12 protein-coding genes are annotated in these 12,306 nt (G+C 52.7%); 7 read left to right on the plus strand and 5 right to left on the minus strand.

Annotated elements, in window-relative coordinates:
* Positions 1-7: 7 nt before the first annotated feature.
* Both folX and yfcG read right to left on the minus strand, forming a co-directional pair.
* Complete coding sequence (folX, locus tag OGV57_RS17905) at positions 8-370, minus strand: dihydroneopterin triphosphate 2'-epimerase (protein ID WP_003028107.1); 363 nt, start codon at positions 368-370, stop codon at positions 8-10.
* A 54-nt stretch (positions 371-424) separates the two neighbouring features.
* Positions 425-1,060, minus strand: a complete 636-nt coding sequence (gene yfcG / locus OGV57_RS17910) for a GSH-dependent disulfide bond oxidoreductase (RefSeq protein WP_003845076.1) — start codon at positions 1,058-1,060, stop codon at positions 425-427.
* A 134-nt stretch (positions 1,061-1,194) separates the two neighbouring features.
* Here yfcG and yfcF point away from each other — a divergent pair, with 134 nt between their 5' ends.
* Genes yfcF through yfcD form a run of 3 tightly spaced genes read left to right on the plus strand, consistent with a single transcriptional unit; the run spans position 1,195 to position 3,057 of the window.
* Positions 1,195-1,839 carry a glutathione transferase gene (gene yfcF / locus OGV57_RS17915; RefSeq protein WP_003839339.1) on the plus strand — a complete coding sequence of 215 codons (645 nt, stop codon included), beginning with the start codon at positions 1,195-1,197 and terminating at the stop codon, positions 1,837-1,839.
* Positions 1,840-1,894: 55 nt separating this feature from the next.
* Positions 1,895-2,446, plus strand: coding sequence for a phosphodiesterase (yfcE, locus tag OGV57_RS17920; RefSeq protein WP_032949699.1), 552 nt, complete (start codon positions 1,895-1,897; stop codon positions 2,444-2,446).
* 56 nt (positions 2,447-2,502) lie between these two features.
* Positions 2,503-3,057: an NUDIX hydrolase YfcD gene (yfcD, locus tag OGV57_RS17925; protein WP_003839343.1), complete on the plus strand. Its 555-nt coding sequence runs from the start codon at positions 2,503-2,505 to the stop codon at positions 3,055-3,057.
* A gap of 56 nt (positions 3,058-3,113) precedes the next feature.
* On the opposite strand, the gene yfcC is transcribed toward yfcD, so the two are convergent.
* The 3 genes from yfcC to ackA all read right to left on the minus strand — a co-directional run bounded on the left by yfcC (position 3,114) and on the right by ackA (position 8,257).
* Entirely contained in the window at positions 3,114-4,634 is a 1,521-nt protein-coding gene (yfcC, locus tag OGV57_RS17930; RefSeq protein ID WP_016150704.1) for a putative basic amino acid antiporter YfcC, read from the minus strand.
* Between the two features lie 199 nt (positions 4,635-4,833).
* Complete coding sequence (gene pta, locus OGV57_RS17935) at positions 4,834-6,978, minus strand: phosphate acetyltransferase (protein ID WP_003028094.1); 2,145 nt, start codon at positions 6,976-6,978, stop codon at positions 4,834-4,836.
* Positions 6,979-7,054: 76 nt separating this feature from the next.
* Positions 7,055-8,257: an acetate kinase gene (gene ackA, locus OGV57_RS17940; RefSeq protein WP_003839347.1), complete on the minus strand. Its 1,203-nt coding sequence runs from the start codon at positions 8,255-8,257 to the stop codon at positions 7,055-7,057.
* Between the two features lie 339 nt (positions 8,258-8,596).
* Between ackA and yfbV the strand changes: the two genes are divergently transcribed.
* The 4 genes from yfbV (at position 8,597) to OGV57_RS17960 (ending at position 12,210) form a co-directional block, all read left to right on the plus strand.
* The gene (gene yfbV, locus OGV57_RS17945; protein WP_003028087.1) at positions 8,597-9,052 is read left to right on the plus strand and encodes a terminus macrodomain insulation protein YfbV; all 456 of its coding nucleotides are present in this window, start codon (positions 8,597-8,599) and stop codon (positions 9,050-9,052) included.
* A gap of 83 nt (positions 9,053-9,135) precedes the next feature.
* A complete protein-coding gene (locus OGV57_RS17950; protein ID WP_003028086.1) occupies positions 9,136-9,630 on the plus strand; it encodes a YfbU family protein in 495 nt (164 codons plus the stop codon).
* Positions 9,623-10,300: a sugar phosphatase gene (locus OGV57_RS17955; RefSeq protein ID WP_085951580.1), complete on the plus strand. Its 678-nt coding sequence runs from the start codon at positions 9,623-9,625 to the stop codon at positions 10,298-10,300. Before OGV57_RS17950 ends, OGV57_RS17955 begins: the two co-directional genes overlap by 8 nt.
* 77 nt (positions 10,301-10,377) lie before the next feature.
* Positions 10,378-12,210, plus strand: a complete 1,833-nt coding sequence (locus OGV57_RS17960; protein ID WP_003845084.1) for an SLC13 family permease — start codon at positions 10,378-10,380, stop codon at positions 12,208-12,210.
* Positions 12,211-12,306 lie beyond the last annotated feature (96 nt).

Raw genomic sequence — 12,306 nt, forward strand, 5'->3', positions numbered from 1 at the left:
TTACGTTTTAGCGCTGCCAGCTCAGTGTCATAGAAACTGAGTCGGCGTAACGCAATGCGTGAAGTTTATCTATCTCCACTTCAGCATAAGTGACCCAGTGATGTTCGCGTGCGATATCGAGCACATCTTGAGTTAATTTTTCTAACAATGAGAAGCGGTTACCCTCCACGTGGGCAATGATGCTCTTGGTTATTGTGCGATAATTCAGCGCGTCGTTGATATCTTCGCTGGTACGGGCTTTGTCTGCCGGATAGTGAATGGCAATGTTGATGACGATATCCTGGCGGTTAAGGATCTCCTCTTCTTTGATGCCGATAAAAGTGCGCAGACGAAGGTTTTTTATACGAATAATAGCGTCAGGTTGTGACATTGCAGGTTTCCTCCATGTATGAACCTTTGCATGATACACGAGAACCGAATTGCGTCATCGCTTCTCGCTTTGTGCGTGCTGCATGGCGCGTTCAGTCGCGGGACGTGTACGAATGCGTTCATGCCAGTTATTGACCGCCGGATAGTTGTCGAGGTCGATGCGCTGACGCTGATGGGCGTGGATCCACGGCCAGCTTGCAATGTCGGCAATGCTGTAGTGATCGCCTCCCAGCCAGGGTGACGATTCCAGACGTTTATTCATCACGTTGTACAGGCGCTGGGTTTCAACCTGGTATCTTTCAATGGCGTAAGGGATCGTTTGCGGAGCGTAATGACTGAAATGATGATTTTGCCCCAGCATAGGACCCAGACCGCTGACCTGCCAGAACAGCCACTGCAGCGTGGTGTGGCGTTCGCGTAATTCACCGCTGAGCAGCTTACCGCTCTTTTCTGCCAGATAGAGTAAAATTTCTCCGGACTCAAACAAGCTGATGGGCCTTCCGCCGTCCACCGGGGCATGATCGATAATGGCCGGGATTTTATTGTTCGGCGAGATCTGCAGAAAATCGGGGTGAAACTGGCTACCTTTGCTGATATCGACATGAATCAGACGGTATTGCAGCTGCGCCTCTTCAAGAAACAACGTGATTTTGTGACCGTTTGGCGATGGCGTGTAATAGAGATCGATCATTTTCAGCATCCGTTTTGTCATGAACCGGGTCATAACAAGTATAGAGCCTGTTGGCGTGCTTGAGTTTTCATCAAGTGACAGCGAGAGAAAGACTCTATATTTTGAAGGCAAGCTAATACACTTCAGAGGACATTATGAGCAAACCTGCAATTACGCTGTGGTCAGATGCCAATTTTTTCTCCCCTTACGTGCTGTCTGTTTATGTCGCTCTGCAAGAGAAAGGGCTGCCTTTTACGCTGAAAACCGTTGATCTCAACAGTGGAGAACATTTGCAACCTTCATGGCAAGGTTACGCCTTGACGCGCCGCGTACCGGTTCTTGAGATCGATGGTTTTGAACTGAGCGAATCATCAGCGATTACGGAATTCCTGGAAGAGAGCTTTGCGCCGCCACAGTGGGAGCGTATCTATCCGCACGATGTGCAAAAACGCGCGCGGGCGCGCCAGGTTCAGGCGTGGATCCGCAGCGATTTAATGCCTATCCGTGAAGAACGCTCAACGGATGTCGTTTTTGCTGGCGTGAAGAAAGGACCGTTAAGCGAAGCGGGAAAAGCCAGTGCGGAAAAATTGTTCGCTACTGCCGGAAGTTTACTGAGCCACGGTAAGCAGAACTTATTTGGCGAATGGTGTATTGCTGACTGTGATTTAGCGCTAATGCTTAATCGCCTGGTCCTGAATGGCGATGAGGTTCCGGAAGCGCTTGCGGAATACGCCACCTTCCAGTGGCAGCGCGCTTCAGTACAGCGTTTTATCGCGCTTTCCGCGAAGCGTTCCTGCTGAAAAACGGGCCGTAATCCAGTATCATTACAAGGTACTTTTCAACGAGGAGTGAGTGATGAAACTGATGTTCGCATCGGACATTCATGGTTCGTTGCCAGCCACGGAACGCGTGCTCGAACTGTTTAACGCAAATGGTGCGCAATGGCTGGTGATATTGGGTGATGTTTTAAACCACGGGCCGCGTAATGCGCTTCCAGAAGGCTATGCACCTGCACAGGTTGCAGAACGGCTGAATGAACAGGCATCGCGAATTATTGCGGTGCGTGGTAATTGCGACAGCGAAGTGGATCAGATGCTCCTGCATTTTCCGATGACTGCGCCGTGGCAGCAAATTCTGACAGAAAACCAGCGACTCTTTTTGACGCACGGACATCTTTTTGGCCCGCAAAATATGCCGGCGCTCAATGCGGGCGATGTTCTGGTTTATGGGCATACTCATCTGCCGGTTGCTGAGCGGCGCGAGGATATCTATCATTTCAATCCCGGCTCGGTAAGCATCCCTAAAGGGGGCTTTGCGGCAAGTTACGGGATTCTGGATGATAATGTTCTCAGCGTAATGGCACTCAATGATCAAAGTGTTATTGCACAGGTCGAGATTAATCCGTAATTTACCCCACAAACATAAACGCGCCGTAAGAGCGCCAGAAAAAAGAAGGTTTCCTGATGGTGGAACAGCGTCGTTTGGCAAGTACTGAATGGGTGGATATTGTGAATGAAGACAACGAAGTCATTGCACAGTCCAGCCGGGAACAAATGCGGGCGCAACGCTTACGCCATCGTGCAACGTATATCGTTGTGCATGATGGTATGGGCAAAATTCTGGTTCAACGTCGCACTGAGACAAAAGATTTTTTGCCCGGTATGCTGGATGCCACCGCAGGCGGTGTGGTTCAGGCTGACGAGCAGATGCTGGAATCAGCGCGTCGTGAAGCAGAAGAGGAACTGGGGATTGCGGGCGTGCCGTTTGCCGAGCATGGTCAGTTTTACTTTGAAGACCAGAACTGTCGCGTATGGGGCGGGCTGTTTAGCTGTGTTTCCCACGGACCGTTCGCGCTGCAGGAAGAAGAAATTAGCGAAGTTTGCTGGCTGACGCCGGAAGAAATTACCGCGCGCTGCGACGAATTTACACCGGACTCCCTGAAAGCCCTGGCGCTGTGGATGACCCGCAACGCCAAGAATGAAGGTGCGAAAGCCGAAAAGCAGGAAGAAGCTGAGTAACCTCTGTTCATCCGGCCTACTGCGTCGAGAAATCGAGTAGGCCGGACGCGCGCTTTTTAATGGTAACCCATTATCTGCGCACCAATCACCACCACGCTGGACATAATAAACAGCAGCCCCAACAGCGTAGCACCTACCTTCAGCCAGTTACGAAAATCCACCCGACAAACACCTAACGTAGCCATCAGAGATGCCGATGTCGGATAGATAATATGGCTGAATCCGTCGCCAAACTGGAAGGCCAGCACGGTAACCTGACGGTTGACGCCAACCAGATCGCCCAGCGGCGCTAACAGCGGCATGGTCAATGCTGCCTGACCGGAGCCGGAGGTGACGAAGAAATTAAACACCGCCTGGAACAACAGCATAAACCACGCCGCTATGGCGTTATCCAGCCCGCTAATGCCGTTGGCAATACTGTGCAGCAGAGTGTTTAACACGCTGGCTTCACCCGCCTCTCCATTACCGACCAGCAGTAAAATGCCCTTGGCAAAACCAACCAGCAGGGCAGGGGCAATCATCATTCGTGCTCCCTCAGTGAATGAGGAGGCCATGATGTTGACCGTCATGCCGTTGAGCCGAAACACGACGCCGATAATGCCAATCACCAGGCCCATCGTGAAGAACTGACTGGCGATCTCAGGAATAAACCATGCGTGGACGATAACGCCCCAAATGACCCACACGATCACGCCCGTCAACACCATCAGTACCAGCCAGTCACCGAGCGTGAAGCGTCGTTCCACGACCTCGTCCTGCTGCTCGCGAAAGAAGCGGTCGGATTCATGTACCCGGGACAAAAGCGGATTCTTTTTGATGCGTGCCGCATAGGCCAGCGTGAAGGTTAGTCCTATTAGCGTAGCGACCACCCAGACCACGATGCGCAGACCGGAACCAGAGAGCACTGGCACCCCCGCAATACCTTGCGCGACCACCACGCAAAATGGGTTCATCCATGAGCTGGCGAAACCAATCTGAGTCGCGATATAGGTAACCAGAACGGTGGTGATACTGTCGTAACCTAGCCGGACCATCAGCGGCGCGATGATAATGGCAAAGGCAACCGCCTCTTCCCCCATGCCAAACACCGCGCCGCCTAAGGAGAAGAGAATAAACAGCACTGGGATAAAGAGGACCTCGTTGCCCCGCGTATGGCGGATGAGCGCCAGGATGCCGTTATCAATGGTGCCGGTACGCATAACGATGCCAAATGCGCCGCCAATGACCAGCATAAACATAATGATGCCGACCGCAGTGCCGAATTTCGAGCCGGAGGTTAAGCCTTCGAACGGAAAATTCATCAGGCCTGGGCGCTCATCTCCGGTGGTAAAGAACTTAACCGGGTGATACTGCTCTTCACCGGCTTCATTGGTCAGAATGCGGAAAGAGTGGGGATCAACGACTTTACGGGTTTTGGTTTGTCCATCAACCTGATATTGCACTTCCTGGCTGTCGAACATCCCGACGGGAACAACCCATGTCGCCAGACTGGTTAAAATGGCGACGAAAAAAATAATCACCAGCGTGTCGGGCATCGCCCATTTTTTGGCTGGCTGTGATTCTGTTACTGCTGACATGAAAGACTATCCCTGTTGCAATGCAAAAGAGGGTAAGTATGCGAACAGAAGAATAGTTATTCATTGATGCAGCGCATTCAGGCAAATATTTCAGATTATGCCAAAGGGGAAACAGACATAAAAAAACCGGAAATATCAGCTATTTCCGGTTTGATAAGTAGATATGTTGCCGGATAAGAGATCCGGCACACTCGGCAGATTACTGCTGCTGCTGGGAAGACTGGATCGCGGTCAGTGCGATGGTATAGACGATATCGTCTACCAGCGCGCCACGAGACAGGTCGTTCACCGGCTTGCGCATACCCTGCAGCATCGGCCCGATGGAGATCAGGTCGGCAGAACGCTGTACCGCTTTGTAGGTGGTGTTACCGGTGTTCAGATCCGGGAAGATGAACACGGTAGCGCGACCTGCAACCGGAGAGTTCGGCGCTTTGGATTTCGCAACGTCAGCCATAACGGCGGCGTCGTACTGCAGCGGTCCGTCGATCATCAGGTCAGGACGTTTTTCCTGCGCCAGACGAGTCGCTTCACGAACTTTCTCTACGTCGCTACCTGCACCAGAGGTACCGGTGGAGTAGGAGAGCATCGCAACGCGCGGTTCGATACCGAAGGCAATCGCGGATTCAGCGGACTGAATAGCGATTTCTGCCAGCTGTTCTGCGGTTGGATCCGGGTTGATCGCGCAGTCGCCGTAAACGTAAACCTGATCCGGCAGCAGCATGAAGAACACAGAAGACACCAGGGAACTACCCGGTGCAGTTTTGATCAGCTGCAGCGGTGGACGAATGGTGTTCGCAGTAGTGTGAACGGCACCGGAAACCAGACCGTCAACGTCGTCCTGTTCCAGCATCAGGGTACCGAGAACGACGTTGTCTTCCAGCTGTTCGCGGGCAACGGTTTCGGTCATGCCTTTGTTCTTACGCAGTTCGACCAGACGAGCAACGTAGCTTTCGCGAACCACATCTGGATCAACGATTTCTACGCCAGCGCCAAGTTCAACGCCCTGAGAGGCCGCAACGCGGGTGATCTCATCCGGGTTACCCAGCAGTACGCAGGTTGCGATACCACGTTCAGCACAGATGGCTGCCGCTTTAACGGTACGCGGTTCGTCGCCTTCCGGCAGAACAACGCGTTTGCCCGCTTTACGTGCCAGCTCGGTCAACTGATAACGGAACGCTGGTGGAGACAGACGACGGCTGCGCTCAGATGTTGCGGTCAGAGATTCAATCCAGTCAGCGTTGATGAAGTTAGCAACGTATTCCTGAACTTTTTCGATACGCTCGTGATCGTCAACCGGAACTTCCAGGTTGAAGCTCTGCAGGCTCAGAGAGGTCTGCCAGGTGTTGGTGTTTACCATGAATACCGGCAGGCCGGTTTCGAATGCACGTTCGCACAGTTTGGTAATGCGCGCGTCCATTTCGTAGCCGCCGGTCAGCAGCAGGGCGCCAATTTCTACGCCGTTCATCGCTGCCAGGCATGCAGCAACCAGCACGTCCGGACGGTCAGCGGAGGTCACCAGCAGGGAACCTGCGCGGAAGTGTTCCAGCATGTGCGGAATGCTGCGTGCGCAGAAAGTCACAGACTTCACGCGACGGGTATTGATATCGCCTTCGTTTACGATGGTGGCGTTCAGGTGACGCGCCATATCGATTGCACGGGTAGCGATCAGATCGAAGCTCCATGGCACCGCGCCCAGAACCGGCAGCGGGCTGGATTCTTGCAGTTTAGCCGGATCAACTTTGATCACTTTCGCTTTGGAAGAGTCGTCGAAAATCTCGGACAGATCCGGGCGAGTACGGCCCTGCTCATCAACCGGTGCGTTCAGTTTGTTAACGATTACGCCGGTGATGTTGGTGTTTTTCGCGCCACCGAAGCTGCTGCGAGTCAGTTCAATACGCTCGTTCAGTTGTTCCGGGGTATCGGTGCCCTGAGACATAACGAAGACGATTTCTGCATTCAGCGTTTTCGCGATTTCGTAGTTCAGAGACTGCGCGAACTGATGTTTACGGGTTGGGACCAGGCCTTCAACCAGGACAACTTCAGCGTCTTTAGTGTTCGCGTGGTAGTTCGCGATGATCTCTTCCATCAGCACATCTTTCTGATTGCTGGACAGCAGAGATTCAACGTGGCTCATCTTCAGCGGCTCAGCGGCTGGCAGAGAAGAGTTAGCACGGACGATGCTGGTAGTCTGGTCTGGCGCATCGCCACCGGCACGCGGTTGAGCGATCGGCTTGAAGACGCTCAGACGAACGCCTTTGCGTTCCATTGCGCGGATCACGCCAAGGCTGACGCTGGTCAGACCGACGCTGGTTCCGGTAGGGATCAGCATAATAATACGGGACACGGTTTATCCTCTTTCGTTACCGCCCGTTTCAGGCGGGTTACAAAACAGCACCGCCAGCTAGGCTGGCGGTGTGAAATCAGGCGGTCAGACGGCTCGCGTCTTGCGCGATAACCAGTTCTTCGTTGGTTGGGATAACCAACGCAGGACGGGTACCTTCTTTGTTGATGAAACCAGATTTGCCGAAACGCGCGGCCAGGTTACGTTCGTGGTCTACTTCAAAGCCCAGAACGCCCAGTTTGCCCAGAGACAGTTCACGAACCATCGCGGCGTTTTCACCGATACCACCGGTGAAGACAACGGCATCCAGACGACCATCCATCAGCGCAGTGTAAGAACCGATGTATTTCGCCAGACGGTGGCAGTAAACGTCCATTGCACGTTTAGCGTCTTCTTTAGTCGCGTAGTTATCTTCAACATAGCGGCAGTCGCTGGTGACTTCGGTCAGACCCAGCAGGCCGGACTCTTTGGTCAGCATTTTGTTGATCTGGTCAACGCTCATGCCCAGGGTGTCGTGCAGGTGGAAGATGATCGCCGGGTCGATGTCACCGGAACGCGTACCCATCACCAGACCTTCCAGTGGGGTCAGACCCATGGAGGTATCAACACATTTACCGTTACGGATAGCAGATACAGAACCGCCGTTGCCCAGGTGGCAAGTGATGATGTTCAGCTCATCAACCGGTTTGTTCAGCACTTTAGCCGCTTCCTGAGTAACGAAGAAGTGGCTGGTACCGTGCGCGCCGTAACGACGAACGCCATGTTCTTTGTACAGGCTGTACGGCAGGGCGTAGAGGTAAGATTCTTCCGGCATAGTCTGATGGAACGCGGTGTCGAATACGGCCACGTTTTTGTCTTTCAGATTCGGGAAGGATTTCAGCGCTTCAGCGATACCGATCAGGTGTGCAGGGTTGTGCAGCGGTGCAAAAGAGGCTGCATCTTTGATACCCTGAATAACGGAATCGTCGATAACTACAGAGCCGGTGTATTTTTCGCCGCCGTGAACAACACGGTGACCAATCGCAGTCAGCTGAGCAGACAGTTCTGGTTTTTGTGCCAGAATAGTATTAACGATAAAATTCAGCGCTTCACTGTGAGCGGCGCCTGCACCTAAAGCCGCTTCTTGTTTACCGCCATCCATTTTCCATTTGATACGTGCTTCTGGGAGATGGAAACATTCGGCTAAACCAGAAAGGTATTCTTCACCGTTTACTGCATCGATGATGGCAAATTTCAGTGAGGAGCTACCGCAGTTCAGAACCAGTACTAACTTACTCGACATGGAAGTACCTATTTATGATACGTGGCTAAAAAAACGTCAGGGAGTCATAGAGCGTAGCGCATGATGACACCGACGTTTATGATTAACATCATGCGCCATGGTCTTTTTGGGCACGATGGAATAAATACCTTTGAGTCTATGTCATTTTGCGTATTTTTCAGCCAATGGCATACTATGTGTCAATTTGACGACTCAATGATTTTGGACTAAAGGCCTTACAGGCCGGCACAGGATACCTGAATGTGGGTATCAAAGACAAAATGTTTTGAACGATGTCCCTTGTAGTTGTTGTTTTGCACAAATTTTTTAATTTTTATATGTGAAGTTGAGGTAACCGCCATGTCGACACCGGATAATCGTTCCGTCAATTTTTTTAGCTTGTTTCGCCGGGGGCAGCACTACGCGAAGACGTGGCCAATGGAAAAGCGCCTCGCGCCCGTGTTTGTAGAGAACCGCGTGATCCGTATGACACGTTACGCAATCCGTTTTATGCCGCCTATCGCCGTCTTCACCTTATGCTGGCAAATTGCGCTAGGGGGACAGTTGGGACCGGCCGTGGCGACCGCGCTGTTTGCGCTCAGCCTGCCGATGCAAGGCATGTGGTGGCTGGGTAAACGTTCCGTAACGCCGCTGCCGCCTTCAATACTCAACTGGTTCTACGAAGTTCGGGGTAAATTGCAAGAAGCCGGGCAGGCGCTCTCTCCGGTAGAAGGAAAGCCGGATTACCAGGCGCTGGCTGACACGCTTAAGCGCGCCTTCAAACAACTGGATAAAACTTTCCTTGATGATTTGTAATTGACCCCTGATTACGCATATAAAAGAAGGCACAAGATGCCTTCTTTTTTTTCATCGCAGTAGTAGTGATACAGGAGTCCCAAATGGAAATGACCAACGCTCAACGTCTGATTTTGTCGAATCAGTACAAAATGATGACTATGCTCGACCCAACTAACGCCGAGCGTTATCGTCGTTTGCAGACGATTATTGAACGCGGTTACGGCTTGCAGATGCGTGAGCTGGATCGTGAGTTTGGTGAACTGACGGAAGAAACCTGTCGTACGATTATCGATATTATGGAGATGTATCACGCATTACATGTGTCCTGGACTAATCTTAAGGATGCACAGGCTATTGATGAGCGCCGCGTGACTTTCCTCGGTTTTGACGCCGCAACGGAAGCCCGTTTCCTCGGATACGTTCGCTTTATGGTGAATGTGGAAGGTCGCTATACCCACTTTGATGCGGGTACGCATGGCTTCAACGCCCAGACCCCGATGTGGGAAAAATATCAGCGTATGTTGAACGTCTGGCACTCTTGCCCGCGCCAGTATCACCTGAGCGCGAATGAAATTAACCAAATCATTAATGCCTGAGGGGGCGAGCGTGCAGTGCAAAGGTTTTCTGTTTGATCTGGATGGAACGCTGGTCGATTCCTTACCCGCAGTAGAACGTGCGTGGTGCAACTGGGCCGATCGTTTTGGCCTCGATCACGCCGAGGTGCTCGGCTTTATTCATGGCAAGCAGGCCATTACCTCCCTGCGACACTTTATGGTGGGCAAATCTGAGGCAGAGATCGCCGCGGAGTTTACCCGTCTGGAGCAGATCGAAGCGACGGAAACCGCCGGGATCACTGCGCTGCCTGGGGCTGTTGATTTACTCAACCATCTCAATAAAGCGGGTATTCCATGGGCGATTGTGACCTCCGGCTCTATGCCGGTCGCACGGGCGCGCCATCGTGTTGCTGGGCTTCCTGCTCCTGAAGTGTTTGTCACCGCCGAGCGGGTAAAAAGAGGGAAACCAGAGCCAGACGCGTATCTGTTAGGCGCTCAGCTTCTGGGCCTGGCACCGCAGGAATGTGCCGTGGTGGAAGATGCCCCCGCCGGGGTGCTTTCAGGACTGGCAGCTGGGTGTCATGTCATCGCGGTCAACGCGCCAGCGGATACGCCGCGTCTGAACGAGGTTGATTTTTCGCTGACCAGTCTGGAACATATTTCTGTGACCAAACAACCCAACGGAAATGTGGTCGTTATAAGAAATACCTGATCATGATTTAGCCCCAGATTGTTGGGGCTTTTTTATGGCAGAATCAGTCCATCCCTCTCATTTAACAAGGATATGTTGTGAACGGTGAATTGATATGGGTTCTCTCATTGCTGGCGATTGCCGTCGTCTTGTTTGCAACTGGCAGAGTGCGTATGGACGCGATCGCTTTGCTGGTCATTATTGCCTTTGTTCTGAGTGGAACATTGAGCATCACAGAGGCTTTTTCCGGGTTCAGCGATCCTAACGTTATTTTGATAGCGGCTTTATTCATTATCGGTGACGGTCTCGTGCGTACCGGTGTGGCGACAGTAATGGGCGCCTGGCTGGTGAAGGTCGCCGGTAGCAGTGAAGTTAAAATGCTGGTGTTGCTGATGATAACCGTAGCTGGACTCGGTGCATTCATGAGTTCGACCGGTGTGGTCGCCATCTTTATTCCGGTTGTCTTAAGTGTTTCCATGCGCATGGAAATTTCCCCTTCACGCCTGATGATGCCGCTAAGTTTTGCCGGCTTGATAAGCGGCATGATGACGCTGGTGGCAACGCCGCCAAACCTGGTCGTCAACAGTGAACTGTTACGTGAAGGACTTAATGGTTTTAGCTTTTTTAGCGTAACCCCACTGGGATTGGTGGTGTTGGTACTTGGCATAATTTATATGCTGGTGATGCGTTTTATGCTGAAGGGTGAAGACTCCGGGCAGCCGGGCGACGGCTGGAAGCGCCGGACTTTTCGCGATCTGATTAAAGAATATCGCCTGACCGGGCGCGCGCGTCGCCTGGCGATTCGCCCGGGTTCTCCTATGATAGGCCAGCGTCTGGACGACCTGAAACTGCGTGAGCGCTACGGGGCAAACGTGATTGGCGTGGAGCGCTGGCGTCGCTTTCGTCGCGTGATCGTTGACGTAAACGGGGTTTCTGAGTTTCGTGCTCGTGACGTATTGCTGATTGATATGTCTGCGGCCGATGTCGACCTGCGTGAATTTTGCGCTGAGCAACTGTTGGAACCGATGGTGCTGCGTGGAGAATACTTCTCCGAGCAGGCGCTTGATGTGGGCATGGCCGAAATCTCTCTGATCCCTGAGTCGGAATTGATCGGCAAAACGGTACGGGAAATCGCTTTTCGTACGCGTTACGGGCTGAATGTCGTTGGGCTGAAGCGCGATGGTACGGCGCTGGCCGGGGCGGTGGTTGATGAGCCGCTGTTGATGGGCGATATCATTTTAGTGGTGGGCAACTGGAAGCTGATCACGCTGCTTGGACAAAAAGGGCGCGATTTTGTGGTGCTAAATATGCCTGTGGAAGTCAGTGAAGCTTCTCCGGCGCACAGCCAGGCGCCGCATGCGATTTTCTGTCTGGTACTGATGGTCGCGTTAATGCTCACCGATGAAATCCCTAATACGGTTGCCGCGATTATCGCTTGTTTGCTGATGGGAAAATTCCGCTGCATCGATGCCGAAAGCGCCTACAAAGCCATTCACTGGCCAAGCATTATTTTGATTGTCGGGATGATGCCTTTTGCGCTGGCATTACAGAAAACGGGCGGCGTCGATCTGGTGGTGAAAGGGCTAATGGACGTTGGTGGTGGGTACGGCCCGTATATGATGCTGGGCTGCCTGTTCGTGCTGTGCGCGACCATTGGGTTATTTATCTCTAACACCGCAACGGCGGTACTGATGGCGCCGATTGCGCTGGCGGCGGCAAAGTCGATGGGCGTTTCGCCGTATCCGTTTGCGATGGTGATTGCGATGGCGGCTTCCGCAGCCTTTATGACGCCAGTGTCTTCCCCGGTAAACACACTGGTGCTCGGGCCGGGTAACTACACCTTTAGCGACTTCGTGAAGATTGGCGTACCGTTTACGGTGATTGTCATGGCAGTGTGCGTGGTGATGATCCCGATGCTGTTCCCGTTTTGACCGCCGCAGTAAACGCCTGATGGCGCTGCGCTTATCAGGCCTACGGATATCACGTTACCTGTAGGCCGGATAAGGCGTTAGCCGCCATCCGGCAAA

It is taken from the genome of Citrobacter sp. Cf087 (assembly GCF_030334285.1).
Lineage (GTDB): Bacteria > Pseudomonadota > Gammaproteobacteria > Enterobacterales > Enterobacteriaceae > Citrobacter > Citrobacter freundii.

Coding starts and splice junctions, on each gene's coding strand:
- folX (WP_003028107.1), bottom strand. CDS start 370: ATGTCACAACCTGACGCTATTATTCGTATAAAAAACCTTCGTCTGCGC.
- yfcG (WP_003845076.1), bottom strand. CDS start 1,060: ATGATCGATCTCTATTACACGCCATCGCCAAACGGTCACAAAATCACG.
- yfcF (WP_003839339.1), top strand. CDS start 1,195: ATGAGCAAACCTGCAATTACGCTGTGGTCAGATGCCAATTTTTTCTCC.
- yfcE (WP_032949699.1), top strand. CDS start 1,895: ATGAAACTGATGTTCGCATCGGACATTCATGGTTCGTTGCCAGCCACG.
- yfcD (WP_003839343.1), top strand. CDS start 2,503: ATGGTGGAACAGCGTCGTTTGGCAAGTACTGAATGGGTGGATATTGTG.
- yfcC (WP_016150704.1), bottom strand. CDS start 4,634: ATGTCAGCAGTAACAGAATCACAGCCAGCCAAAAAATGGGCGATGCCC.
- ackA (WP_003839347.1), bottom strand. CDS start 8,257: ATGTCGAGTAAGTTAGTACTGGTTCTGAACTGCGGTAGCTCCTCACTG.
- yfbV (WP_003028087.1), top strand. CDS start 8,597: ATGTCGACACCGGATAATCGTTCCGTCAATTTTTTTAGCTTGTTTCGC.
- OGV57_RS17950 (WP_003028086.1), top strand. CDS start 9,136: ATGGAAATGACCAACGCTCAACGTCTGATTTTGTCGAATCAGTACAAA.
- OGV57_RS17955 (WP_085951580.1), top strand. CDS start 9,623: ATGCCTGAGGGGGCGAGCGTGCAGTGCAAAGGTTTTCTGTTTGATCTG.